General features: G+C 75.4%; 22 protein-coding genes. 17 read left to right on the top strand and 5 right to left on the bottom strand.

The window, feature by feature from the left end:
• Window positions 1-2: 2 nt before the first annotated feature.
• Entirely contained in the window at window positions 3-1400 is a 1398-nt protein-coding gene (locus tag ACGFI2_RS04835; RefSeq protein WP_393510700.1) for a serine/threonine-protein kinase, read from the bottom strand.
• 524 nt (window positions 1401-1924) lie between these two features.
• On the opposite strand from ACGFI2_RS04835, the gene ACGFI2_RS04830 reads away from it, so the two are divergent.
• The 8 genes from ACGFI2_RS04830 to ACGFI2_RS04795 all read left to right on the top strand — a co-directional run bounded on the left by ACGFI2_RS04830 (window position 1925) and on the right by ACGFI2_RS04795 (window position 8952).
• Window positions 1925-2566, top strand: coding sequence for an RNA polymerase sigma factor (locus ACGFI2_RS04830; RefSeq protein WP_393511609.1), 642 nt, complete (start codon window positions 1925-1927; stop codon window positions 2564-2566).
• 16 nt (window positions 2567-2582) lie between these two features.
• Window positions 2583-3338, top strand: a complete 756-nt coding sequence (locus ACGFI2_RS04825) for a hypothetical protein (protein ID WP_393510697.1) — start codon at window positions 2583-2585, stop codon at window positions 3336-3338.
• A gap of 157 nt (window positions 3339-3495) precedes the next feature.
• Entirely contained in the window at window positions 3496-4731 is a 1236-nt protein-coding gene (gene egtA / locus ACGFI2_RS04820) for an ergothioneine biosynthesis glutamate--cysteine ligase EgtA (protein WP_393510694.1), read from the top strand.
• Window positions 4728-6056: an ergothioneine biosynthesis protein EgtB gene (egtB, locus tag ACGFI2_RS04815; protein ID WP_393510691.1), complete on the top strand. Its 1329-nt coding sequence runs from the start codon at window positions 4728-4730 to the stop codon at window positions 6054-6056. The genes egtA and egtB overlap by 4 nt, the downstream gene beginning before the upstream one ends.
• 9 nt (window positions 6057-6065) lie before the next feature.
• A complete protein-coding gene (gene egtC / locus ACGFI2_RS04810) occupies window positions 6066-6812 on the top strand; it encodes an ergothioneine biosynthesis protein EgtC (protein ID WP_393510688.1) in 747 nt (248 codons plus the stop codon).
• Between the two features lie 34 nt (window positions 6813-6846).
• Entirely contained in the window at window positions 6847-7818 is a 972-nt protein-coding gene (gene egtD, locus ACGFI2_RS04805) for an L-histidine N(alpha)-methyltransferase (protein ID WP_393510686.1), read from the top strand.
• Window positions 7819-8043: 225 nt separating this feature from the next.
• Complete coding sequence (locus ACGFI2_RS04800; RefSeq protein ID WP_393510684.1) at window positions 8044-8631, top strand: TMEM165/GDT1 family protein; 588 nt, start codon at window positions 8044-8046, stop codon at window positions 8629-8631.
• 117 nt (window positions 8632-8748) lie between these two features.
• Window positions 8749-8952: a hypothetical protein gene (locus ACGFI2_RS04795; protein WP_393510681.1), complete on the top strand. Its 204-nt coding sequence runs from the start codon at window positions 8749-8751 to the stop codon at window positions 8950-8952.
• Between the two features lie 230 nt (window positions 8953-9182).
• Here the strand turns inward: ACGFI2_RS04795 and nhaA are convergent, their stop codons facing one another.
• The gene (gene nhaA / locus ACGFI2_RS04790) at window positions 9183-10484 is read right to left on the bottom strand and encodes a Na+/H+ antiporter NhaA (RefSeq protein WP_393510678.1); all 1302 of its coding nucleotides are present in this window, start codon (window positions 10482-10484) and stop codon (window positions 9183-9185) included.
• A gap of 153 nt (window positions 10485-10637) precedes the next feature.
• Complete coding sequence (locus tag ACGFI2_RS04785; RefSeq protein WP_393510676.1) at window positions 10638-12494, bottom strand: polysaccharide biosynthesis protein; 1857 nt, start codon at window positions 12492-12494, stop codon at window positions 10638-10640.
• A gap of 185 nt (window positions 12495-12679) precedes the next feature.
• Between ACGFI2_RS04785 and ACGFI2_RS04780 the strand changes: the two genes are divergently transcribed.
• Window positions 12680-14134 carry a polysaccharide biosynthesis tyrosine autokinase gene (locus ACGFI2_RS04780; protein WP_393510673.1) on the top strand — a complete coding sequence of 485 codons (1455 nt, stop codon included), beginning with the start codon at window positions 12680-12682 and terminating at the stop codon, window positions 14132-14134.
• On the opposite strand, the gene ACGFI2_RS04775 is transcribed toward ACGFI2_RS04780, so the two are convergent.
• Window positions 14115-14669 (bottom strand): low molecular weight phosphatase family protein, encoded by a 555-nt coding sequence (locus tag ACGFI2_RS04775; RefSeq protein WP_393510671.1) that lies wholly within the window; start codon window positions 14667-14669, stop codon window positions 14115-14117. The genes ACGFI2_RS04780 and ACGFI2_RS04775 overlap by 20 nt on opposite strands.
• A gap of 144 nt (window positions 14670-14813) precedes the next feature.
• Between ACGFI2_RS04775 and ACGFI2_RS04770 the strand changes: the two genes are divergently transcribed.
• The 8 genes from ACGFI2_RS04770 to ACGFI2_RS04735 all read left to right on the top strand — a co-directional run bounded on the left by ACGFI2_RS04770 (window position 14814) and on the right by ACGFI2_RS04735 (window position 23852).
• The gene (locus tag ACGFI2_RS04770) at window positions 14814-16028 is read left to right on the top strand and encodes a glycosyltransferase family 4 protein (RefSeq protein WP_393510668.1); all 1215 of its coding nucleotides are present in this window, start codon (window positions 14814-14816) and stop codon (window positions 16026-16028) included.
• Between the two features lie 117 nt (window positions 16029-16145).
• A complete protein-coding gene (locus ACGFI2_RS04765) occupies window positions 16146-17930 on the top strand; it encodes a DUF4012 domain-containing protein (RefSeq protein ID WP_393510665.1) in 1785 nt (594 codons plus the stop codon).
• Between the two features lie 13 nt (window positions 17931-17943).
• Entirely contained in the window at window positions 17944-18573 is a 630-nt protein-coding gene (locus ACGFI2_RS04760; RefSeq protein WP_393510662.1) for a hypothetical protein, read from the top strand.
• Between the two features lie 98 nt (window positions 18574-18671).
• Window positions 18672-19091 (top strand): protein phosphatase, encoded by a 420-nt coding sequence (locus ACGFI2_RS04755; RefSeq protein ID WP_393510659.1) that lies wholly within the window; start codon window positions 18672-18674, stop codon window positions 19089-19091.
• Window positions 19092-19195: 104 nt separating this feature from the next.
• Entirely contained in the window at window positions 19196-20470 is a 1275-nt protein-coding gene (locus tag ACGFI2_RS04750; RefSeq protein ID WP_393510656.1) for a D-alanyl-D-alanine carboxypeptidase family protein, read from the top strand.
• A 98-nt stretch (window positions 20471-20568) separates the two neighbouring features.
• On the top strand, window positions 20569-21741 hold the full coding sequence (locus ACGFI2_RS04745; protein WP_393510653.1) for a glycosyltransferase: 1173 nt from the start codon (window positions 20569-20571) through the stop codon (window positions 21739-21741).
• On the top strand, window positions 21738-22460 hold the full coding sequence (locus ACGFI2_RS04740; RefSeq protein WP_393510650.1) for a polysaccharide deacetylase family protein: 723 nt from the start codon (window positions 21738-21740) through the stop codon (window positions 22458-22460). The genes ACGFI2_RS04745 and ACGFI2_RS04740 overlap by 4 nt, the downstream gene beginning before the upstream one ends.
• Window positions 22461-22556: 96 nt before the next feature.
• Entirely contained in the window at window positions 22557-23852 is a 1296-nt protein-coding gene (locus tag ACGFI2_RS04735; RefSeq protein WP_393510648.1) for a D-alanyl-D-alanine carboxypeptidase family protein, read from the top strand.
• A 16-nt stretch (window positions 23853-23868) separates the two neighbouring features.
• On the opposite strand, the gene ACGFI2_RS04730 is transcribed toward ACGFI2_RS04735, so the two are convergent.
• Window positions 23869-24894: a LacI family DNA-binding transcriptional regulator gene (locus tag ACGFI2_RS04730; RefSeq protein ID WP_393510645.1), complete on the bottom strand. Its 1026-nt coding sequence runs from the start codon at window positions 24892-24894 to the stop codon at window positions 23869-23871.
• Window positions 24895-25068: the final 174 nt, after the last annotated feature.

The following is a 25068-nucleotide window of genomic DNA, read 5'->3' as shown; positions in this document are numbered from 1 at the left end:
ACTCAGGGACGGGAGATCGGCTGACCGCCGGCGTCGCCGCCCCCGTCGCCGCCGGCCGGGGCCGTCGTCGTGGTGGTGGTCTCGGTCGGCGCGGTGGTCTGGACCGGGGGCGAGCTGGTGGTCGGCGCGGTGCTCGGCGCGGTCGGCGCCGTCGACGGGGTGCCCGACGGGCTCGACTGCCCCGACCCGCTCGGGGAGGCGCTCGGCGACGCCGAGGCCGACGCCGAGGGCCGGTCGTTCGAACCGGTCGGGTGCCAGTTGTCGCCATCGACGCCGGCCGGCGGCTCGCCGGTGACCGCGGTGTCGGCGACCGAGTTGCTCGGCGCCACGGCGGGCGGGTTGGTATCGAGTTCGGTGGCCGGCGCCTCCGCGTCCTTGGCGGCGGCCAGCATCGCGCCCAGCGCGGTCACCGCCACGAGCACCGCGCCCAGCGCGCCGACCAGCGCACCGCGCCGGCTCCGGCGGCGGGGGGCCGCGGCGGTGGCCGCCGACCGCACCACCGGCTGGTCGCCGCGGGTCGGCGCCGGACCGGCCGCGCCCCGCAGCGCCGCCGGCACCGTCGCGCTGGGCGACACGGACCGCGCGGCCCGGGCGGCGTCGGCCATCGCCGCGGCGCTCGGGTAACGGTCGGCGGGGTCCTTGGCCAGCGCCCGGGACACCAGCTCACGGACCGGGGCCGGGATCTCCGCCGGCAGCTCCGGCGGCTCGTCGTCGAGATGGCGCACGGCCACCTGGAGCGGGTTGTCGCCGGTGAACGGCGGGCTGCCGGTCAGGCAGCAGTAGGCCACCGCGCCGAGCGCGTACACGTCCGTGGCACCCGAGACCGGACGGCCGGAGGCCTGCTCGGGCGCCATGTAGAGGGCGGTGCCGGGCACCGCGTTCGCGCTGGTGATGCTGGTGACGTTGGTCGAGCGGGCGACCCCGAAGTCGACCAGGACCACGGTGCCGTCGTCCTGCACGAGCAGGTTGCTCGGCTTCACGTCGCGGTGGACGATGCCCCGGCCGTGCGCCCCGTGCAACGCCTGGGCCACCTGGGCCACGATCGACATGGTCTCGGCGACCTCGAGCTGCCCGGCGTCCTCGATCCGCCGGGACAGCGGCTCCCCGGCGACGAATTCCATCACCAGGTAGTCGGCGCGGCTGCCGTCGGGCAGCTCGTCCTCGCCGCAGTCGAAGACCTGGACCACGCCGGGGTGGCGCAGCGACGCCATGATCCGCGCCTCGGACCGGAACCGGGCGATGAAGTCGGGGTCGGAGACCAGCGCGGGAAGGAGCACCTTCACCGCCACCTGACGGCCGAGCACCAGGTCCTTGGCACGCCAGACGTCGCCCATGCCGCCGGTGGCGACACGGTCATCCAGGCGGTACCGACCGCTGAGTACGACGTCGGAGCTGAGCATCCCCATACCGTACCCACAGCGGCCCCGAAGTATTTCCCGGCGATCTCTCCTGTCGCGATCGGCAAGCGGCTGCGAGTCGGTCGGCCGAACGGTCGGGGCGAGGCGGCCGGTGCGCTGACCGTGATCGGGCGGGTACGATGGGCCAGAATGGGCTCGTGTCGGGGCCGGTGTCCGCTCTTCCCGGCGGGATCCGCCCCATTTGTGACGCTGTGCAGCGTCGGTGGGGTGGCCTTCGTTACACCGACACGCCGACAGCCGGCTTGGACATTTCTCTCGCTTTTCCGCCGCTCCGCGCCCTTGCCGGCTGCCCACTCGCACCTCAACGACCGGCCGGGCTCCCGGTCGTCCCGCACCGCCGGTACGGTATGTCCCGCCCCGGCCGTGCCGCCGGCGGTGTCCAGGTGCGCACCGGTTCCGAGCCGGTGCCGATCAGCTCAGCGGGGGGCCGAGGTGCGGATGGCGGTGTGGTCTCCCGCGTCGGCGTACCCCCGGCCCGCGGCGCCGGCCCGGCCCGGGCGGCGACCGTGACCGCGGAGCTGACCGAGGCGGTCGCCTCGGCGCGGGCCGGTGACGAGGAGGCGTTCCGCTTCCTCTACCGCAGCCTGCAACCGGCCCTGCTGCGCTACCTGACCACGCTGGTGGGCACCGAAGCCGAGGACGTGGCCTCCGAGACCTGGCTGCAGATCTCCCGGGACCTGCCCTCGTTCACCGGCGGCGAGTTCCGTGCCTGGGCGGTCACCATCGCCCGCAACCGGGCCATGGACCACCTGCGCCGGCAACGGCGGCGACCCGTGGTCCCGGTGCCCGTGCAGGCCCTCACCGACCTGGCCGCGGACGCCGACACCGCGGACCGCGCCGGTGAGGCCATCGGCACCGAGAGCGCGCTGGCGCTGATCCGCACCCTGCCGCCGGCCGAGGCGGAAGCGGTGATGCTGCGAGCCGTCATCGGCCTCGACGCCGAGACCGCCGGACGGGTGCTGGGGCGGCGAGCCGGCGCGGTGCGCACGGCGGCGCATCGTGGGCTGCGCCGGTTGGCGGCGATGCTGGAGCGGGCGGAGGACGCGCCGGGTGTGGCTCCGGAGGGCGCCCGGGGCGCCGTGCCGCCCCGTCCCCGCACCGACCGTCCGGCGCCGCACGCGCCCGAGGCCGAGCCGGCGGAGGGCTGACGTGAGGGGAAACGGCATGAACTCTCCCGGACCCGTCGGGCCCGCCGACCGGGCGGAGTCCGACCGGCGTCTCGACGCCGCGCGCGCCGCGACGCCGGCCGGCGCCGACCCGCTGACCCGACTGCTCGCCGCCGCAGCCGCCCCGGCCACCGCGAACGAACTCGACGGCGAGGAACGGGCGCTGGCCGCCTTCCGGGCCGCCCGCGCCACCCCCCAGATCCCGTCGCCGTCGCCGGTGCCCCGCCCGCGCCGCCGTCTCCGGATCGCCGCCGCTCTGTCCGGCCTCGCCGCCACCGCGGTCGCCGGCGTGGCGTTCGCCGCCGTGCGGCTGGACCGGAACCCGGAACCGGTGATCCCACCGACCTCGACCACGGCGGGCACCGGCCCGACCGGCGCCGGGCCCTCGCGGCCGGTGCCCAGCGGTCCGGCCGGTGAGGCGTCCGGCGCGGCGCCGTCGCCGACTCCGCCGTCGCCCACTGCACCGCGGTCCGCCGCGCCCCCCGGCGGGCGTCCGGTCCCGCCGCCGGTCGACGGCAAGCTCGCCGGTCAGTGCCGCGCCTACCTGGCCAAGAAGGAACCGCAACGGGCCAAGGCCCTGACCAAGCCGGGCTTCGCCGACCTGGTGGCCGCAGCCGGGGGCGCCGACCGGGTGGACAGCTACTGCCGGGGGACGGAGCCGACCGCGGCCCCCACTGCGCCGGCGCCGAAGTCGAAGCCGTCGCCGGGCGACGAGGACCGCAAGCCCGGACCCGTCGACGGTGACGACGACTGAGCCGTCCGACGCGATCAGATTCCGGACAAAAATTCATCTCTCCGGGCGCGCGGATTCCGTCTGCTAGACAGAGGATGGTGGGACGCGCGGACCGGGCCGTCCCGGCCGGGTCCAGGGCGACGGCGTGGTCGCCCGTCTCCGGGAGAGGAGCCGTGACATGGTGATGTCGCCGGAGCTGGACCGGGCCACCGTCCTGGGGGACGAGGCCGCGGCCCGAGGGCACCTGGCCCGGATCTGCTTCAAGACCGGCCCACCCACCCTCACCGGCGTCGAACTGGAATGGACCGTGCACGACGCCGCGGACCCGACCCGCCCGGTCGGCCGCGAGCGACTGCGCGAGGCGTTGGGACGGCACAGCCCCGTCACCCTCGACCCCACCAGCCCGGCCGACGAGCTCCGGCACGGCGGCACCGTGACCGTGGAGCCCGGCGGGCAGGTGGAGATCTCCGCCCCACCGCGACCGTCGGTCGCCGCGCTCGTCCTCGCCACCGAGGCCGACGCCGCCGAGCTGCGGGCCCTGCTGGACGCTGCCGGCCTGGTGCTGGGCGGCGCCGGGATCGACCCGTGGCGCCCACCGCGGCCGGTCGTCGAGACCCCCCGCTACCGGGCCATGCGCCGCGTCTTCGACCGGCGCGGTCCGGCCGGGCGAACCATGATGTACGGCACGGCCGGGCTCCAGGTCTGCCTGGATGCCGGCGAGCCGGACCAGTTGGCGCAGCGGTGGGCCGCTGCGCACGCCGTCGGACCACCGCTGCTGGCCGCGTTCGCCACGGCCGACCGGCACGCGGGCCGGCCCACCGGTTGGGCGTCCGCCCGGATGGCCGCCTGGCTGGCGATCGACCCGGGGCGCACCCGCCCGGTCTGGTCGCCGGCCGACGCCGGCCACGACCCGGTGACCGCCTGGACCGGGTACGTGCTCGCCGCGCCGCTGCTCTGCGTCCGCGGCGACGGCCCGGACTGGACCCCGCCGGAGGGCGTGACCTTCGCCGACTGGCTGGCCGGGGCGCTGCCCCGCCCGCCCACCACCGACGACCTGGAATACCACGTCAGCACGCTCTTCCCGCCGGTGCGCCCGCGTGGCTACCTGGAACTGCGCTACCTGGACGCCCAGCCCGGCCGGGAGTGGGCCGTGCCGTTGACGGTGCTGGCCGCGCTCTTCGCCGACCCGCCCACCACCCGCGACGCGCTCGCCGCGGCCGGTCCGGTCGCCGACCGCTGGCACACGGCGGCCCGGCGTGGGCTGGCCGAGCGTCCGCTGGCGACCGCGGCGGCGACCCTGTTCGACCTGGCGTCGACCGCCCTGCCCGGGCTGGACCTGCCGGCCGGGCTCCACGACCGGGTCCGTCGAGCGATCCGGCGGCGCCGTGCCGCCGCGGAGAGGGGAGACCGGTGACCACCACCGAGCGGCCCGGAACGGACGCCGAGCAGCTGCGCGCCCGGATCGCGGCGGAGCTGGAGCGCACCCGCGCCCGCACCGCGTCGCTGACCGACGCGGTGGACGACCACGATCTGGTCCGGCAGCACTCCACCCTGATGTCGCCGCTGGTCTGGGACCTGGCGCACGTGGGCAACCAGGAGGAGCTGTGGCTGGTGCGCGACGTCGGCGGGCGCGAGCCGGTGCGCCGCGACATCGACGATCTCTACGACGCGTTCAAGCAGCCCCGCAAGGACCGGCCGTCGCTGCCGCTGTTGCCGCCGGCCGAGGCGCGCGCGTACGTGCGTACCGTGCGGGACAAGGTGTACGACCTGCTGGACGGCATCCGCTTCACCGACCGCCGGCTGGTCGAGGACGGCTTCGCGTTCGGCATGATCGTGCAGCACGAGCAGCAGCACGACGAGACGATGCTCGCCACCCACCAGTTGCGCGCCGGTGTGCCGGTGCTGGACGCCCCGCCCCCGCCGGAGCCCCGGTCGTCCGTCGCCGGCGAGGTGCTGGTGCCGGCCGGACCGTTCACCATGGGCACCTCCACCGACCCGTGGGCGCTTGACAACGAACGCCCGGCGCACACCGTCGACCTGCCCGCCTACTTCATCGACGCCGCGCCGGTGACCAACGGGGACTACCGCGCGTTCGTCGCCGACGGCGGCTACGACCGGTCGCGCTGGTGGAGCGAGGACGGCTGGCGGCACCGGGTCGAGGCCGAGCTGAGCGCGCCGATGCACTGGCGGCGCGACGGCGACGGCTGGGCGTACCGCCGGTTCGGCCGCTGGAGCGCGGTGCGCGACGACGAGCCGGTGGTGCACGTCTGCTGGTACGAGGCGCAGGCGTACGCCGCCTGGGCCGGCAAGCGGCTGCCCACCGAGGCGGAGTGGGAGAAGGCCGCCCGCTGGGACCCGGCGACCGGCCGCTCCCGCCGCTATCCCTGGGGCGACGAGGACCCGACCGCCGCGCACGCCAACCTGGGGCAGCGTCACCTGTGGCCGGCGCCGGTGGGCGCGTACCCGCAGGGCGCCTCGCCGCTCGGCGTGCACCAGCTGATCGGCGACGTCTGGGAGTGGACCGCCGGCACGTTCCGGGGGCACCCGGGTTTCACCGCGTTCCCCTACCGCGAATACTCCGAGGTGTTCTTCGGCGACGACCATCGGGTGCTGCGCGGCGGCTCGTTCGGCACCGACCGGTCGGCGTGCCGGGGCACGTTCCGCAACTGGGACTACCCGATCCGGCGGCAGATCTTCAGCGGCTTCCGCTGCGCCCGCGACGCCGGCCCGGGGGAGTGAACCGGCCCGATGTGCCGTCACCTCGCGTACCTCGGACCACCGGTCACCCTGCGGAGCCTGCTGCACGACCCGCCGTACGGGCTGCTGCGGCAGTCCTGGGCGCCGCGCGACATGCGCGGCGGCGGCACCATCAACGCCGACGGCTTCGGGGTCGGCTGGTACCCGGACGGCGCGGATCCGGTCCGCTACCGGCGGGCCCAGCCGATGTGGAGCGACACGACGTTGCCGGAGCTGGCCGCCGTGACGTCCGCCGGGGCGGTGCTGGCCGCCGTCCGCTCCGCCACGGTGGGCATGCCGCTGCACGAGACCGCCGCCGCGCCGTTCGCCGAGGGGCGCTGGCTGTTCAGCCACAACGGTGTGGTCCGGGGCTGGCCGGACAGCCTGGTCCCGCTCGCCGCCGGGCTGCCCGTCCGGGACCTGCTGACCCTGGAGGTGCCGACCGACTCGGCGGTGATCTGGGCGCTGGTGCGGCACCGGTTGCGCTGCGGCGCGACGCTCGGCGAGGCGGTGGCCGGCACCGTCGCGGCGGTCGCCGCGGCCGCTCCCGGCTCGCGGCTGAACGTGCTGCTCACCGACGGCTCGACGGTGGTGGCGAGCGTGGCCGGGCACGCGCTGTCGGTGCGGCGTGGCCCCGGTTCGGTGGTGCTGGCCTCCGAGCCGTTCGACGACGACCCCGGTTGGCAGGCGGTGCCGGACGGCCGGCTGGTGCTGGCCACCGCCGCCGGGCTGGACGTCCGCGAGCTGACCACCGCCTGACCACCCATCGACCGGTAGCAGAGAGGACTTCTCGATGAGCGCTGAGCCACTGGAGATCCACCTGGAGGAGCAGGACCTCGACCGTGCGCTGCGGGAGGACGTGCGGGTCGGGTTGACCTCGTCGCCGAAGTGGCTGCCGCCGAAGTGGTTCTACGACGCCCGGGGCAGCGAGTTGTTCGAGGAGATCACCCGCCTGCCGGAGTACTACCCGACCCGGGCCGAGCGGGCGGTGCTGGCCGCGCACGCGGACGACGTCGCGGCGATGACCGGGGCGAAGACGCTCATCGAGCTGGGGTCGGGCTCGTCGGAGAAGACCCGGCTGCTGCTGGACGCGTTCACCCGCCACGGCGACCTGGGCACGTTCGTGCCGCTCGACGTCTCGGTCAGCGCGTTGCGCGGGTCCACCGCGCAGATCGCCGCGGCGTACCCGGGGCTGCGGGTGCGGGGCATCGTGGGTGACTTCACCCGCCACCTGGACCGGCTGCCCACCGGTGGCGGGCGCCTGGTGGCGTTCCTCGGCGGCACGATCGGCAACCTGCTGCCGGTGGAGCGGGCCGGGTTCCTCACCGCCACGCGCGCGGCGCTGGAGGCCGGCGACTGGCTGCTGATCGGCACCGACCTGGTGAAGGACCCGGGCGTGATCGTCCCCGCCTACGACGACGCGGCCGGGGTGACCGCCGAGTTCAACCGCAACGTGCTGCGGGTGGTCAACCGGGAGCTGGGCGCGGACTTCGACGTCGAGGCGTTCCGCCACGTGGCGGCCTGGGACCCGGAGCGAGAGTGGATCGAGATGCGGCTGCGCGCCGAGCACCCGGCCCGGGTACGGGTGGCGGCGCTGGACCTGGACGTCGCGTTCGCCGCCGGGGAGGAGATGCGGACCGAGGTCTCGGCCAAGTTCCGGCCGGCCGGGATCGCGGACGAGCTGGCCGGCGCCGGCTTCGTACGCCAGGCCTTCTGGACCGATCCGGACGGGCTGTTCGGGGTGAGCCTGGCCCGGGCCGACTGAGGCGGGTGGCCCCGGCCACACCCGGCGGGCGGCTCGGATGGTGATCGGCTAGGCTGGGCGGCGCGAAGGGGAGTAGCCCCCAATGTCGTGGTCGACACACTGGTGCGTTCCGCACCCGGCCACGCGGCCCCGGTCCCCGGGGCGGGCGAGACCTTCGACTCAGGCTGTCGCAGCCGGGTCGAGGGCGCCCCTGTCTCTCCACCCGGCTTGATCGGGAAGGTTCACATGGAGGGTTTCCTCGTCGCGCTGGTGGTCAGCTTCGGCGTCATCTTCGTCGCCGAGCTGGGGGACAAGTCCCAGCTCATGGCCCTGACGTTCGCCACGCGTTTCCGGACGGTGCCGGTGCTCATCGGCATCACCGTCGCCACCGCGATCGTCCACCTGGCCTCGGTGGCCATCGGCGTCGGTCTCAACGCGGCCCTGCCCACGGGCTGGATCTCGCTGATCGCCGGTCTGGCGTTCCTCGGCTTCGGCGCCTGGACGCTGCGGGGCGACAAGTTGACCGAGGAGGAGAAGCGCAAGGCCGAACGCAGCACCAAGTCGGCGATCGTCGCGGTCGGTGTCGCGTTCTTCCTGGCCGAGCTGGGCGACAAGACCATGCTCGCGACCATCACGCTGGCCACCAAGTACGGCTGGTTCGGCACCTGGCTCGGCTCGACGCTGGGCATGGTCGCCGCGGACGCGCTGGCGATCCTGGTGGGCCGCATGCTCGGCCGGCACCTGCCGGAGCGGGCCATCCGCTTCGGCGCGGCCGTGCTGTTCGCCATCTGCGGTCTCTGGCTGATCTTCGAGGCGATCCGGGAGCTGAGCTGAGCCCTCCTCGGATGATCAGGAACCACGACGGTGGGTAAGTACCGGAGGTGACGCCGCGGCGGTGCGACGAGCGCCGCCCGGCCCGCCACCGAATCGGACGACCGGGAGGTTCCGCGCATGAGCAGGCACGACGAGCCCAACGAGTACGGCTTCGCCGGGGGCGCCACGGCGCCGGAGCCGCCGGCCGGCGGTCGCGCGGACGAGCAGGACCGCGCCGAGCAGGTCGCGGTGCCGGGTGACGACCTCACCGAGCCGTTCGCCGACGCGCTGGAGGAGACCGAGGACGAGGGCGCCGACCGGCGCGCCGAGCACCGCCGCTGATCGCCGTGGGGCGGGCGCCCCCCCCCCCCGGGGGCGGGGGGGGGGGGGGGCCCCCGCGGGGGGGGGGGGCGGGGCCGGGGGGGGGCCGCGGCGGGGGGGGGGCCCCCCCCGGGGCGGGGCCCCCCCGCGGGGGGGGACCGCGGGGCGGGGGCCCCCCCGGGGCGCCCCCACCCCCCCCGGTGCGCGCGGGGCGCGGGCCGCGGCCCCGGCGGGCGCCCGGCGCGTTCGGGTCACGCGAGCCGTTCCTGGTAGACGTCCGGGATGCCGTCACCGTCGTCGTCCCGGCTCTCCCGTTCGCTGATCCGCCGGTGGACCCGGTTGCGGCGCAGCAGCACGACGGCGGCCAGGCCGGCGGAGATCAACGAGCCGGCCAGCACCGCCGCCTTGACCCGCGCGTCCTCCGGACTGCCCGGACCGAACGCCAGCTCGCCGATGAGCAGGGACACCGTGAAGCCGATGCCGGCCAGCAGCGCCAGGCCGGCCAGGTCCGCCCAGGTGATCTCCTCGTCCAGCTCGGCGCGGGTGAACCGGGCGAGCAGGAACGTCGAGCCGAACACCCCGATCACCTTGCCGAGCACCAGGCCGCCGGCCACCCCGAGCACCACCGGGTCGCGCGCGACCTCACCCAGGTCGACGTCGACGAGCGAGACCCCGGCGGCGAAGAACGCGAAGACCGGCACGGCGAGGCCGGCGGAGATCGGCCGCCAGCGGTGCTCCAGCCGCTCGGCCAGCCCGGGCTCGCCGTTGCGGCCGGCCAGCACCGGCACGGTGAAGCCGAGCAGCACCCCGGCCACCGTGGCGTGCACGCCGGAGGCGTGCACCAGCACCCAGGCGCTCGCCGCGAGCGGGATCAGCGCCCACCACCAGGTGCGCCGCTGCTGCACCAGCAGCGCGAACACGGCGATCGGCAGCAGCGCGCCGAGCAGCGGCAGTGGCCGGAAGTCGGCGGTGTAGAACACCGCGATGATGGTGATCGCCAGCAGGTCGTCGACCACCGCGAGGGTGAGCAGGAACGCCCGGAGTCCCTGCGGCAGGTATGAGCCGATCACGGCGAGCACGGCCAGCGCGAAGGCGATGTCGGTGGCGGTGGGGATCGCCCAGCCGCGCATCCCCGCGCCGCCGGCGCTCGCCGTCACCGCCAGGTAGATCAACGCCGGCGCCACCATGCCGCCGACCGCGGCGACCACCGGCAACGCGGCCCGCCGGGGGTCGCGCAGGTCACCGGCGACGAACTCGCGCTTGAGCTCCAGCCCGACCACGAAGAAGAAGATCGCCAGCAGCCCGTCGGCGGCCCAGGTGGCGAGGTCGAGGTCGAGGTGCAGCGCCGCGCCACCGGGCCAGGGCACCCAGTCGCCCAGCCCGGCGTACGCCGAGCGCCACAGCGAGTTGGCCCAGACCAGGGCGAGGACCGCGCCGAGCAGCAGCAGCCCGCCGCCGACCGTCTCGGTGCGCAGCACGTCGGCCAGGAAGCGGGCCTCCGGCCAGGAACGGCGGGCCAGCAGGCGGGAGGGGCGGGGAGGGTGTTGAGGCACAGGGTGTCCGTCTCGGGAAAAGGGGTCGGCTGATCACATCGCCGACCAGGCTTCCCGGCACACCGCGGTCAACCCTATCGCCACCGGCGGCCCGGCGGCGAGTCGAACCGGTGCGGGCGCCGCGTCCGCGTGGCGACCGCACCGGTGGGCGGCTCAGCGTTGCCCGGGCAACGCCGGCAGGGCCGAGCCGACCGTCTCGCAGAACGCCGCCATCCGCTTGACCAGTTCTTCCGGGTCGGCGTACGGGTCCAGCCCGCGCACCTCGTCGGGGTCGAGCGGGGGCACCGGCACGTGCGAGATCAACGGGTGCAGCGGGCGGTTGTCCGACTCGTCGGCGCCGAAGAGGTGCTCGTGCAGCTTCTCACCGGTTCGCAGCCCGGTGTAGACGATGTCCACCGGGTGGTCCGCCTCGGCGGCCAGCCGGCGCGCCACGTCGGCGATCCGGACCGGCTCACCCATGTCGAGCACCAGCGCCTCGCCGCCGCGGCCGATCGTGGCGGCCTGCAGGACCAGCTGCACGGCCTCCTGCACGGTCATGAAATAGCGGGTCACGTCGGGGTGGGTGACCGTGATCGGCACGCCGGCCCGGATCTGCGCCTGGAACGCGGTGAGGACGGAGCCCCGGCTGCTGAGCACGTTGCCGAAGCGGACGCTCAGGTAGGTGCCGTCCAACCGCTGGGCCTGGTGGGCGGTGAGCCGCTCGGTGATCCGCTTGGAGTAGCCGAGGACGCTCGTCGGGTTCGCCGCCTTGTCGGTGGAGATGTTGACGAACCGGGCGACGTCCCGGCACGCCTGCAGCACGTTCAGGGTGCCCCAGATGTTGGTCATGATCGCTTCGCCGGGGTGCCGCTGGAGCATGGTCAGGTGCTTCAGCGCGGCCGCGTGGAACACCACGTCGGGCTGCCGGTCGGCGACCACCCGGGCGATGCCCTCGGCGTCGCGGATGTCGGCGAGGATCAGTTCGGGGCCGTCCAGCAGCGCCCGGCCGTGCAGGGACATCTGCAGCGCGTGCAACGCCGACTCGTCCCGGTCGAGCATCATCAGCTCGTCCGGCTCGCACCGGGCGATCTGCCGGCACAGCTCGGAGCCGATCGACCCGCCGGCGCCGGTCACCAGCACCCGACGGCCGGCGAGACCGCCGCGCTCGACGGTCAGCTCGGCCACCCGCTGGGCGCGGCCGAGCAGGTCGGCGAGCTGGAGATCGCGGACGTCCGTCGCGGCGACCGGCCGGTCGAGCAGCTCCCGCACCGGGGGCAGGACCTTGAACGCGGCGCCGGCCTCCAGCGTGCGGGTGCGCACGTCGCGCAGCAGCCCCGCGTCCGAGCAGCTCATCGAGAAGATGACGGTACGGGCCTGGGTGGCGCGGACGACGGCGCCGACCTGCTGGCGCCCGCCGAGCACGCGCAGGCCCTCCAGCCGGAGCCCACGGCTCTCCGGGGCGTCGTCGAGCAGGCCGACCGGCCGGTAGTTGCTCTCCGGGTCGTGCAACAGCGCCCGGACCAGCCGTTCGCTGGCCGCGTCCACGCCGTAGACCAGGCACCGTTCGGCGTGCTGCGCGGCCGGGTGGCGCCGGTCGGCGTGGGCGCGCCACAGACCGCGGCCGGCCGCCATCAGCACCAGCGCGACGGCGCCGCCGACGATCGGGGTGGTCGCCGGGACCGGCCGGTCGGCCCAGGGAAGCACGGCGACGAGCGTGACGACGGCGGCGATGGTGACCCGGCCGGCGAGCCCGCGGGCGTCCCCGGCGCTGCCGATCGGGTGGCGGCCGTAGAGCCGGGACCGGACGAACGTGAGGAGCGCGTAGAGCGCGGCGCAGGCGAGCGCGACGCCGAGCGTCCAGGCGCCTCTGGGGGCGCTCAGCTCGAACTCGTACCGGGTCCAGGCGGCGCTGAGAAAACCGCCGCACCACGCGGCCGTGTCCAGCGTTAACAGGGAGAGGGTGGCGGCGCGATGGGTGATTCGGCGGAGGGGTCGCACGACGTCTTCGGCGGCGGCGGTTTCAGGATCCATGAATTGCCCTCGTGTCCTATCCGGAATACGCAGATTCGGGTCATCTGAGCATGTTGCGTCGTTTAGGTTCTTCTAATCGCCTAACGTGTTGAATGGGCGATTCGATCCTGGCACGACGACTGGTGGTTTTAGGGGGCATTCGTGCAGTTTCATCGGCAGACCGGCGTGTCGCGAGGGGGAGCGTGATGGATGTTCTCGGCTACCTGCGCCTGGTCCGACGCCACTGGTGGATCGTGCTGATCACGGTGATGGTCGCCCTGGGTACCGCAGCCCTGGTGACGGTCCGCACGCCGCCGCGCTACCAGGCCACGGTGACCTTCTTCGTCACCACGCCCAGCCAGGGCGTCACCGACGCCTTCCAGGGCAGCCTCTTCCTGCAGCAGCGGGTGAAGTCCTACGCCGACCTGCTCACCAGCGACCGGCTGGCGCAGAGCGTGGTCGCCGACGCGCCGCTCGGGCTCACCGCGGATCAGGTGCGCGGCCGGATCACCACCGCCGCCAAACCGGAGACGGTGCTGCTCAGCGTCACCTTCACCGACACCGACCAGACCCGGGCGCTGAAGACCACCGAGGCGCTCGCGGCGAAGTTCACCGAGCTGGTCCGGAAGGTGGAGACCCCGGCCGACGGCCAGGCGTCACCGATCAAGATCGAGGTGGTGAGCGGCCCGCGGGTGACCTCGAGCCCGGTCTCGCCGCGACCGGCACGCAACCTGATCCTGGGTGGACTGCTCGGCCTGCTGGCCGGCGCCGGCCTGGCCGTGCTGCGCGGCCTGGCCGACGTGCGGATGCGGGACGCCGTGGCGCTGCAACGGGTGACCGGCAGCCCGCTGCTGGGCGAGATCCCGTTCGAGTCCGGGGCGAAGGCCGCCCCGCTGATCGTCGGCGAAGCGGCCACCTCGGCCCGGGCCGAGGCGGTCCGCAAGCTCCGGACCAACCTGCGCTTCGTCGACGTGCACGAGCCGGCCCGGGTCATCGCGGTCACCAGCGCCCTGCAGGGCGAGGGGAAGACCACCTTGGCCTGCAACACCGCCATCGCGCTTGCCGAGGCGGGCTGGCGGGTGCTGCTCATCGACGCCGACCTGCGCCGCCCGAAGGCCGCCGACTACCTCGGCCTCGACGGCGGGGTCGGACTCACCGACGTCCTCGTGGGCGACGTCCAGGTCGGTGACGTGGTGCAGCGCTGGGGCGAGAAGTCGCTGCTGGTGCTCCCGAGCGGCGCCGCCCCGCCGAACCCGAGCGAGCTGCTCGGCTCCAAGGCGATGGCGGACCTGCTGGTCGCGCTGCGCGAGTCGGCGGACATCGTGATCATCGACACCGCTCCGCTGCTGGCGGTCACCGACGGCGTGGTGGTGGCCGTGCAGGCCGACGGCGCGCTCCTGGTCACCCAGCAGGGGCGTACCTCGCGCAGCCAGGTGGCCGCCGCGGCGCGCTCGCTCAGCTCGGTGTCGGTGCGCCTGCTCGGCTGCGTGCTCAACATGGCCAAGGTCGGCAAGTCGGACGCCTACCAGTACGAGACGTACAAGGTGGTCGTGCCGCCCGCCCCCACCGCGGTGCCCGCGGACCGGGCCGAGGCGACCCGGCGGGGCGCTCAGGCTCCCGTGGGAAACCGGACGCAGGAACTCACGCGGCTGTCGCGATGAGCGCGAACACGGGCCGGATCGACCGTTCGATCTCCTCGGCGCAGCGACGGAAGTCGGCCGGGGAGCCACCGATCGGGTCCCACAGGTCGTCCGCGCCGGGGGCGGCGGGTTGCAGCCGCCCCCGGGCGCGGACGGCCGCGGCCACCGCCGTCCGCACCGGGCTGTCCCCCGTCGTGCCGGCCGGAGCCGCGGCGACGGCGAGCCGGGCGAACTGGTGCAGCGTGAACGTGCGGCCCAGCGCGGCCGGTGCGAGCGCGGTGCAGGCGGAACGCTGCCGACGGGTGGCGGTCAGCACCAGATCGGCCGCGGTGAGGTGCTCCGGACGCAGTCGGCGGGTGCGGAACGCCGTGACGTCCGCGCCGGCCGCGGCGGCCACCTGGACGGCGTACGGATGCATGGCCGCGCCGTCGACCGCGTCGGTGCCGGCGCTGGTCGCCTCCACCGGGAGGCCGGCCAGCAGCCGGCGGGCGATGAACTCGGCCATCGGTGACCGGCACATGTTCGCCTGGCAGACGAAGAGCACTCCGTCGAGCATCTGCACCCCTCTGGTCGGCGCGGTGGCGCCGGGCGGCACCGCGACGGCGTACGTCCGCCGGTCGCGGTCGGTCGCAGAGGGGATGCCGGCATCGTACGCGGCGTCGGCCCCGACCGGCCGGCTGGCCGCGCCGGGAGCGTGACCATGAGAATCGGCATTCTCTCGTACCACTTCCCGCCGGAGCCGGCGTTCATCCCGGGCAGCCTGGCCGAGGAGTTGGCCGCCCGCGGCCACGAGGTGCGCGTGCTCACCGGCTTCCCCGACTATCCCGGCGGCCAGGTCTATCCGGGCTGGCGGCAGCGATGGCGGCACCAGACGCACAGCGAGCGGTTGACCGTCCGCCGGGTGCCCCGGTACGCCGGCGGCGACGGTTCGGCCCGGGCCCGGACCGCCAACTGGCTCTCCTTCGCGGCCAGCGCCGGGCTCGTCGGCCGGCGCTACTTCCGGGACCTCGACGCGCTCTACGTCTTCCAGCTTCCGGCGGTCACGTTCGCGGCGACCGGCCTGCTCCGGCTGCTCGGCCGGGTGCCCACGGTGCTGCACGTGCAGGACGTCTGGGCGGAGGGGGATCCGGCCCGGCCGGGGGAGTCGGGCCGGTGGGCGGGGCGGTTGGACGCCGGCCTGCGCCGGTTGTGCCGGGAGGCGGGCGTGGTCGTGGTCGGCGCGCCGTCCATGCGCGAGCTGGTGCTCGCCGCCGGGGCCGAGCCGGACCGGGTGCGTACGGTGCTGAACTGGACCGACGAGCGCCTGTTCCGGCCGGCCCGACCCGGTCCCGCGGCGTGCCGGCTGGTCCGCCGGGACGACCGTTGCGTGGTGATGCACGCCGGCACGATCGGCGTACGGCAGGGTCTGGAGACCGCGGTCCGGGCGGCGGCCGCGCTGGGGGACCGGATGGACCTGGTCCTGGTCGGCTCGGGGGCTGAGGAACGGCGGGTGCGCGGGCTCGCCGCCGAGCTGGGCGCCGACAACGTCCGGTTCGTCGACCGACTCTCGCCGGCGGACATGCCGCAGTTGTACGCGGCCGCCGACTACCAGCTGGTGATGCAGCGTGACCTGCCGGAGCTGCGCGCGACCGTGCCCGGCAAGTTGCAGGCCGCGCTCTCCTGCGCGGCGCCGGTGGTCGCCTCCGCCGGCGGTGACACCGCGGAGCTGGTGGAGCGGGCTCGCGCGGGGCTCTCCTGCCCGCCCGAGGACTGGGCCGCGCTTGCCGACCGGTTCTGGCTGGCCGCGGCGATCCCGCCGGCCGCCCGGGTCGACATGGGACGCCGGGGCCGCGACGCCTACCTGGGGCAGATGTCGCTGCGGGCCGGTGTGGACCGGGTCGAGGACTCCCTCCGGCAGGTGACAACGATCGGATGAAAACGCGGAAAAGCCCCAAGAAGAGCCATCGACCCATACATACTGTTATCCGAAATGCACACGGCGAATTGTGCCGCAAAGTAGTTTCCTGTCCGGTTAACCCAAAGGGAGAGTGGTGTGACGGAACGTGATGCTCCGCGTCGTCGGCACCGGCGCTCACGGCGGCGCAGGCGGGCCCGGGTCCGCCGGATCCTGCTCGTCGGGCTGGTCGTCGTCTCGGTGCTGCTGACCGCCGGTGGCTGGGTCACGTTCCAGGGCTGGCAGGCCCGCTCCCATCTGGTGAACGCCGCCGGTCTCGCCAAGGACCTCAGCGCCCAGGTCCTGGCCGGCGACGTGGCGAGGGCCCAGCGCACGTTGGCCGCACTGCAGGAGCAGGCCACCGCCGCCCGGGGAGCGACCGGGGACCCGGTCTGGTGGCTCGGCCAGCGGACCCCGTACGCCGGGGACGACCTGACCGCGGTCCGGCAGATCTCGGTCGCGGTCGACGACCTGGCCCGGCTCGCCTTTCCCACCCTGCTCCGGGTCGACCTCGCCTCGCTGGTGCCGTCACAGGGGCGGCTGGACGTGAACCGCCTGCGTGCGGTCTCGGCGGAGGTGTCCAGCGCCGACCAGGCGGTGCGGCAGACCTCGGAGCGGCTGCGGGCGGTGCCGACCGGCGGACTGGTGGCGCAGGTGCGGGACGCGGTCACCGCCCTGCGGGCGGAGCTGGAGCAGTTGGGTGACCTCACCTCGGCCGCCGATCGCGGCGCCCGGCTGCTGCCGCCGTTGCTCGGCGCCGACGGGCCCCGCACCTACCTGATCGTCTCGCAGAACCCGGCCGAGCTGCGCGCCACCGGCGGCATGTTCGGCGCCTACGCCGTGCTGCGGGCGGACGGCGGCCGGATCCGACTGGCCGGGCAGGGCAACGCGAGCCAACTGCGGAACTTCGATCCGCCGCTCAAGGTCGGCCCGGAGACGCGCCGGCTCTGGTCCGACCTGCCCGGCATCTACCCGGCGGACGTGAACCTCAGTCCGGACTTCCCGGCCGCCGCCGCGCTCTACCGCGAGATGGTGCGTCGTCGCACCGGAACCACGGTGGACGGCGTCCTCGCGGTGGACCCGGTGGTGCTGTCCTACCTGCTCGGCGTCATCGGCCCGGTCACCGTGCCGGACGGGCCCGCGTTGGCCGGCAGCACCGCCGTCCGGACGCTGCTGAGCGACTCGTACCGGGACCTGGACGCGGGGGCCCAGGACGCGTTCTTCGCGCGGGCCGCCGCGGGGGTGTTCGAGGCGATGTTCACCAAGACGGTGGACGCCAAGGCACTTCTGACCGTTATGCGCCGCTCGATGCAGGAACGTCGGATATTGTTCTGGAGTGTCCGATCCGAGGAACAGCGTGCGCTGGCCGGCACCCGGCTGGCCGGGCAGCTCCCGGACAAGGACACCGTGCCGACGGTCGGTGTGTTCCTCAACGACGGCAGCGGCGCGAAGCTCGGCTACTACCTCAGGTTCTCGGCCACCCTGACGGTCGGCGACTGCCAGCCGGACGGGCGCCGCGAACTGCGGCTGCGGGTCACGGTGCACTCGACCGCCCCGCGGTCGGGCCTCACCGAGTCGGTCACGGGCCTCGCCCGGTCTGGCGACAAGTACACCGCCCGCACCTTCGTCTCGGTGCACACGCCGAGCGGTGGTGCCGTCCTCACCGGCCGGCTGGACGGGCGGGACACCGCGATGGGCGGCGGGACCGACGGCCGCCGCCAGGTGGCGGTCGCGACCGTCGAGGTGGGACCGGGCCGGACCCGGACGCTCGACGTCACGCTGCTCACCGGCCAGAACGGCGCGGGCACGGCCGATCTGATGCTCACGCCCGCCGTCACCCCGTGGACCACCCAGATAGTCACCGCACCCAGATGTGAACAGTAGGAGGGAACCCATCATGCGGCTATCCCGCATCATCATGGCGCTCACGGTGGGCCTGGCCGTCGCGGCCGCGCCGACCGCGGCCGGCGCGGCGCAGCCGCAGCCCCCGTACGTGCCACCAGGCCCGGCGCTGACCCTGGTCGACCCGACCATCACCCTCGGCGAGACCTTCACCCTGCGGGGTACGGGCTTCGGACCGAACGAGACCGTGTCGATCGACGTCACCATCTCCGCGCTCCCGTTCGCCGCTCCGGCGGAGGGGACCGCGCGGCGCAGCGACGGCAGCACGGTGGCGCTGGCGGCGGTGGCCTACACGCCGAACCAGGCCGCGCCGCAGCCGGCGCCGACGCACTTCACCGTGCAGACGGACGCGAACGGCAACTTCACCGTCACCTACCGCCCGACCCGCACCGGTCGCTACACGTTCACCGCCACCGGTCAGACGTCCGGCCTGACGGCCAGCACGACCGGCACGGTGCTCCCGGTGCGGCCGACCAAGCCGCCGCGCCCGCCGCACCACGGCGGTCACCTGCCCGTCACCGGCGGCAGCATCGGCACGCCGCTGAAGCTCGGTGGCGGCCTCGCCGGCGCCGGCGCGGTGCTGCTGCTGGCCTCCCTGGCCTGGCGCCGCCGTCGCCTCGGCTGACTCGAGGCGAGCCGGGGCGGACCCGGCACATCGTGGGTGCCCGCCGGACCTCGTCCGGCGGGCACCCACGCGTCCCCGGCGCGCCGCACAATGACGTGATGGACTTGACGACGCCGTGGGCTGATCCGGCCGGTCTGCTCACTTTGCCCGGCGGCGCCGTCGTCCGCGGGCGTCGGGTCGCCGCGCCGGCCTCGCCCGCCGACTTCGCCCTGGTGCTGGCGCCCGGGCCGGACCCGGGGTGGCCGGCCCGGCGGATCCGCTGGCCCGACTTCTGGCTCCCGCTGGACCGCGCCGACGCGCTCGACGCGCTGCGCGAGGCGCGGCGCCGCGCCTACGCGGGCCAGCGGGTCGAGGCCGCCTGCCACGGCGGCGTCGGCCGGACCGGCACCGCGCTGGCCGCCCTGGCCGTGCTCGACGGGCTGGACCCCGGGCGGGCGGTGGCCTGGGTGCGGGCGCGCTACCACCCGCGCGCGGTGGAGACGCCGTGGCAGCGGTGGTGGCTGCGCGGCGTCCGGTGACGGCGCCCACGCCGACCACGGCGCGGGACCGCCGGATCGGCGCAGCGTCACCGGCCCGGTGAGCCACGTCGGCACGGTCGCCGCGCTCGGTATGGTGCCTCTTCATGAGAGCCCGGGTCCTGGCCGCCGTCACCGCCGTCACGCTGCTCGTCGTCGGGGCGCCCGCACCGGCGGACGGCGCGCCCGCGGTCGCCGCCGCCCCCGGCGCCGCCGTGCCCTGCCCGCGCCTGCCGGCCCCGAAGGTCTCCCGGCCACCGCGCCCCGTCCCGCCGGCGTCGGTGCCCGAACAGCAGGTGGTGGGCGGCGAGGCGCTGGGCGCACCGGGCCTCGTGACCCCGCCCGGCAGTCCTGCGCCGCCCGCGGTCACCGCCGCCACCTGGCTGGTCGCCGACCTGGACAGCGGCGCCGTGCTGGGCGCCTGCGGCCCGCACGTGTACGGCACGCCGGCGAGCACCCAGAAGCTGCTGCTGGCCGCCACCATGCTGAACCGCCTCGACCCGAAGCAGGTGGCCGTCGCCACCCGCGACGACCTGGACATCGAACCGGGCAGCTCGGCCGTGGGCCTGCTGGTGGGCGGTCGCTATTCGGTCGAGACGCTCTGGCTGGGGTTGCTGTTGCAGTCCGGCAACGACGCGGCGAACATGTTGGCGCGGCTGGGCGCCGGCAGCGCCCGGGCCGGGGTCGCGGAGATGAACGCCGAGGCGCGCCGGCTCGGCGCGTTGCAGACCCATGCCGTGACGCCGTCCGGCCTGGACGGTCCGGGACAGTTCACCAGCGCGTACGACCTGGCGTTGATCGCCCGGGCCTGCTTCGCCGACCCCCGCTTCGGCCGGTACGCGTTGACCGAGCGGGCCCAGATCCCGGCCCAGCCCGCGCTGAAGAAGGGCGGGTTCCAGATCCAGAACGAGAACCAGCTGATCTACCGCTATCCCGGGGCGCTCGGCGGCAAGACCGGCTTCACCGAACTGGCCCGGCACAGCTACGTCGGCGCCGCCCAGCGCGGCGGGCGCCGGCTGGTGGTCACGCTGCTCGGCGCCGAGGCCCGGCCGGTACGCGGTTGGCAGCAGGGCGCGCAGTTGCTCGACTGGGGTTTCTCACTGCCCCGGGAGGCCTCGGTCGGCAAGCTGGTGGAGCCGGGCGAGCTGGACGCCGCGAAGGACGGGCCGGCGGGGAAGGCCCCCGTGGCCGCCGCGCCCGCCCGCCCCGAGCCGGCGCCGTGGCGAGGGCCGGGTGGGACCGCGCTGCGCCGGATGGCCGACGGGGACTGGCAGATCATCGTGCCCGTCGCCGGGCTCCTGGCGCTCACCGTCGGCGGGGTGGCGGCGGTGCTCGCCGCCCGCCGGGGCCGGGCCCGCCGGCGCGGTCGCCGCCGCGCCTGACCGCGCCGGCCCGTCCCTTCCGGCCCGCGCGTGGGAGCGTGGCCGGGATCTTCCGGGGCCGGCCGCGTGGACGTCGTCAGCGGGGGTATGCGCCGCGCATGGAGCACCCGGGACGGATCGTGGTGGTCTCCGCGGACATCGGCGCCGGACACGACCGGGCCGCCGACGAACTGGCGGCGCGGCTGCGCGGCCAGGGCTTCGAGGTGGACCGACTGAACCTCCTGCACCTGCTGCCCGGTCCGGTGCACCGGGCGGTGCGGGAGACGTACCGGGGGGTGCTGCACCGGCTCCCCTGGGGTTACCACCTGCTGTTCCGGCTCACCAGCCGGTCGCGGGCGTCGGTGCGCGCCATCCGCGTGCTGCTGCGCCCGTTCCGCGCCCGGATCCGCCGCCGCATCCCGCCGGACACGCGGGCGGTGGTGAGCACCTACCCGTTCGCCAACCAGCTCCTCGGGCCGCTGCGACTTCGCGGGCGTCTCCGCGTCCCGGTTCTCACCTACGTGACCGATCTCGTCGTGCACCCGACCTGGCTGGCGCCGGGCGTGGACGTCTACTGCACGGTCCGGCACGCCGAGCTGCGCCGGCCCGGCGGAGTCGACGTGGCGCTCGTCGAGCCGCTGGTGTCGCGGGCGTTCGCCGGTGGGGACGCGGTCGACCGGCGGCGGGTCCGGGAGCGGTTCGGGCTGCCGCCGGACGGGGTGCTCGCCCTGATCGTGGCCGGCTCCTGGGGCGTCGGTGAGGTGGCGGCCACGACCGCGGAGGTGAGGTCCACCGGGGTCTGCCCGGTGGTGGTCTGCGGCCGGAACCGGACGCTGTACCGGCGGTTGAGTGCCGACGGGCGGCACGTGTTGGGCTGGGTGGACGACATGCCGGCGCTGATGCGCGCCGTCGACGTGGTGGTGGAGAACGCCGGCGGGTTGACCTGTCAGGAGGCGCTCGCCGCCGGAGTGCCGGTGGTCACCTACCGTCCCCTGCCGGGGCACGGCAGGGCGAACGCCGCCATCCTGGCCCGGTCCGGCCTCACCCGCTGGGCCGCCACCCCCGAACAGCTCGGGCCGGTGCTCGCGGCGGTGATCGGCGCCGGCCCGCCGGCCGCTCCGGGGGACGGCCCGACTCCCGAGGACCCGGCCGGGCTGGTCGCCGACGCCGCCCGCCGGGCCGCCGCCCCCGCGGGCCCGGCGGAGCCGGAGCGCCGCTCGCTGCTCGACCCGGTCGGTGACGCGGTGGCCGTCGTCGCCGCGCTGCTCCAGTCGACCGGCGGCCTACGGTGAGGCCCGCCGCGCTGGCCCGGGTCGCGGCGGTGGCGCTGCCGGTGTTCCAGGTGGCGCCGGCGGTGACCGCGCTGCCGGCGCTCCGGCGGCGCCTGCTGCCCGGCCTGCACGGCCTCGGGCCGCCCGACCGGGTCGCGTTGACCTTCGACGACGGTCCGGACCCGGAGTCCACCCCCCACTTCCTGGACGTGCTCGCCGCGCACCGGATCCGGGCCACCTTCTTCGTGCTCGGCGCGATGCTGCGCCGGCACCCGGACCTGGGTCGCCGGCTGGTCGCCGCCGGCCACGAGGTGGCCCTGCACGGCTGGGCGCACGACAACCTGCTGCTGCGCGGACCGGCCGGCACCGTCCGCGACCTGACCCGGGCGTACGACCTGGTCGCGGACGTGACCGGCCGGCCGCCGGCGTTCCTGCGCCCGCCGTACGGGGTGCTGACCGGCGCGACCCTGCTGGCTGCCCGGCGGCTGCGCCTGCGCCCGGTGCTGTGGAGCTGCTGGGGTCGGGACTGGACCGCGTCGGCGACCGGGGACAGCGTCCGGCGGCGGGTGCTGGCCGGCCTGCACGGCGGCGGCACCATCCTGCTGCACGACTCCTCCGGCGCCGCCGAGCCGGGCGCCTGGCGGGCCGCGCTCGCCGCGTTGCCGGGGCTGATCGCGGAGTGCCGCCGGCGCGGGTGGCAGGTCGGCCCGCTCGCCGCCCACCGCCTCACCGCGCGCTGACCGGGGAGCGCGGCAGCGTACCCCGGGGCACCCGGTCCGGGACGCGAATCCCGGAGCCGGCGACCCGTTCGGGTCGGCGTGGCTAGCGTGCGGGTCATGAGGACCTGGGGACCGTCCGTGGCGCTGGCCGCCGCCCTGCTCCTGCCGTTGTCGCTGCCGGCGACGCCCGCCGCGGCGGGGACGCGGCCCGGCGCCGGGCCGGCCCGCCGGCTGCCGGGCGGCGCGCCGCCCTGCCCGAACGTGCCGGCCCCGGCGACCCGCCCACCGCAGCCCCCACCGGCGCCCGATCCGGCCGCCCGCTCGATCGGCGGCGCCGCGCTGGACACCACCGGACTCGTCGTCCCGCCGGTGGCGACCGCGCCGCCGCCGGTGACCGCGACCTCGTGGCTGGTCGCGGACCTGGACACCGGCGCGGTGCTCGGGGGCTGCGGCCCGCACGAGTACGGCGTCCCGGCCAGCGTGCAGAAGCTGCTGCTGACCGCGACCATGCTGCCCAGGCTGGATCCGAACCGGGAGGTGACCGTGACCGCCGGGGACGTGGCGATCGAGCCGGGCAGCTCGGCGGTCGGGCTGGCCGAGGGCGGGCGCTACCGGATCGAGACGGTCTGGCTGGGCCTGCTGCTGAAGTCGGGCAACGAGGCGGCCAACACCCTGGCCCGACTCGGTGGCGGTCCGGACGGGCTGGCCGGTGGCGTGCGGGCGATGAACGCGGAGGCCCAGCACCTCGGGGCTCGGCAGACGCATGCGGTGACGCCGTCCGGTCTGGACGGTGCCGGGCAGTTCACCAGCGCGTACGACCTGGCGTTGATCGCCCGGGCGTGCTTCCACGAGCCGGCCTTCCGCCGCTACACCGCCACCCGGACCGCACAGGTGCCGGCCCAGCCGGCGCTGCATGAGAAGGCCTTCCAGATCCAGAACGACAACATGCTGCTGGACCACTATCCGGGCGCGATCGGCGGCAAGACCGGCTTCACCGACCTGGCCCGGCACACCTACGTCGGCGCCGCCGAGCGCGGCGGACGGCGGCTGGTGGTGACCCTGCTCGGCGCGGAGATCCCCACTCAGCGGGGCTGGCAGCAGGGCGCGGCGCTGCTGGACTGGGGCTTCGGGCTGCCCCGGGGCGCGACGGTGGGCCGGCTGGTGGAGCCGGGCGAGCTGGACCGGTCGCCGGCGCCCGCGAACGGGGCGTCGGCCCTGGCCCGACACGCCGATCTGGGCGCCGGCGCGGCGGCTCCCGGCACCCGCCCGGGCGCCGGGCTGTCGGTCGCGCTGGGTGTGGTGCTGGTGGCCGGGGGAGCGGTACTGCTGGCCCGGCGGCGCCGGCACGCCGCGGCGGCGGCCACGTCGACCGGCCCGGTCCTACGGGAGTCGAAGTTTCCGGAAGGCAACTGAGAAACGACCGGTCCGGCTACCCGCCGGCGGGGGCCGCGGTGCTGTCCCGCACCACCAACTCGGTGGCCAGCTCGATCCGGGGCGACTCGATCTCCTCGCCCTGGGCCAGCCGCAGCACGGTGCGGGCGGCGAGCCGTCCCATCTCCACCAGCGGCTGGCGCACCGTGGTCAGCGGCGGTGAGGCCCACCGGGCCTCCGGCAGGTCGTCGAAGCCCACCACGGAGACGTCGTCGGCGACCCGCAACCCGCGCCGGCGCACCGCCTCGTAGACCCCGAAGGCCATCTGGTCGCTGGCCGCGAAGATCGCCGTGGGCGGGTCGTCGAGGTCGAGCAGCGCGCCGCCGGCCGTGTAGCCGGAGGCGTGGTAGAAGTCGCCGGGGTGGACCAGCCGGTCGTCGGCCGGCACCCCGGCCGCTGCCAGCGCGGCCCGGTAGCCGTCCAGTCGGGCGCGGCTGCACAGCAGGTGCGGCGGGCCGGCGACGAAGCCGATCCGCTGGTGACCCAGCTTCAGCAGGTGTTCGGTGGCGGACAGGCCGCCGGTCCAGTTGGTGGCGCCGATCGCCGGCACGTCCGTTCCGGCGACCCCGGCATCCGGGTCCACCACGACGACCGGCACGTTGAGCCGGCGCAGCTGCGCCTGCACCGCCGGACTCAGGTGCGAGGTCACCACGATCACCCCGTCCGAGGCACGGGCGCGCAGGTTGTGCAGCCACTGCCGGGTGGAGCTGGACTCCCGGTGCACGGCCGAGATCACCACACCGACCCCGGCGGCGTGGCCGACGTCCTCCACGCCGCGAATGATCTCCACGGCCCAGGGGCTGTCCAGGTCGTTGAAGACCAGGTCGACCAGGTCCGCCCGGCGCACCGTGCGGCTGCCGCGACGCCGGTAGCCGTGGTGGCGCAGCAGCTTCTCGACCCGCTCCCGGGTGTCGGGGGCGACGTCGGAGCGCCCGTTGAGCACCCGCGACACGGTCGGCACGGAGACGCCGGCCTCCCGTGCGATCGCGGTGATGGTCACCCTGCGCTCGTCGTCCCCGCTCACCCGTGTTCCCTTCGCCGGCTGCCGGAACCGACCGGAAAACCGTTCCGCCCCACGGACATCTTGCCGTACGCCGAGGGCTTGACGACAGGTCGGTCCGGTCCTAGCGTTCGGACAAGTTACGGAAACCTTCCGGAAATGTGCCGGATGCCGGGCGCGGCGACGCGTCACGGCCGG

It is taken from the genome of Micromonospora sp. NPDC049282 (assembly GCF_043197045.1).
In the GTDB taxonomy this organism is placed as follows: Bacteria; Actinomycetota; Actinomycetes; order Mycobacteriales; family Micromonosporaceae; genus Micromonospora.
This window is presented reverse-complemented; position numbering and strand designations above follow the sequence as displayed.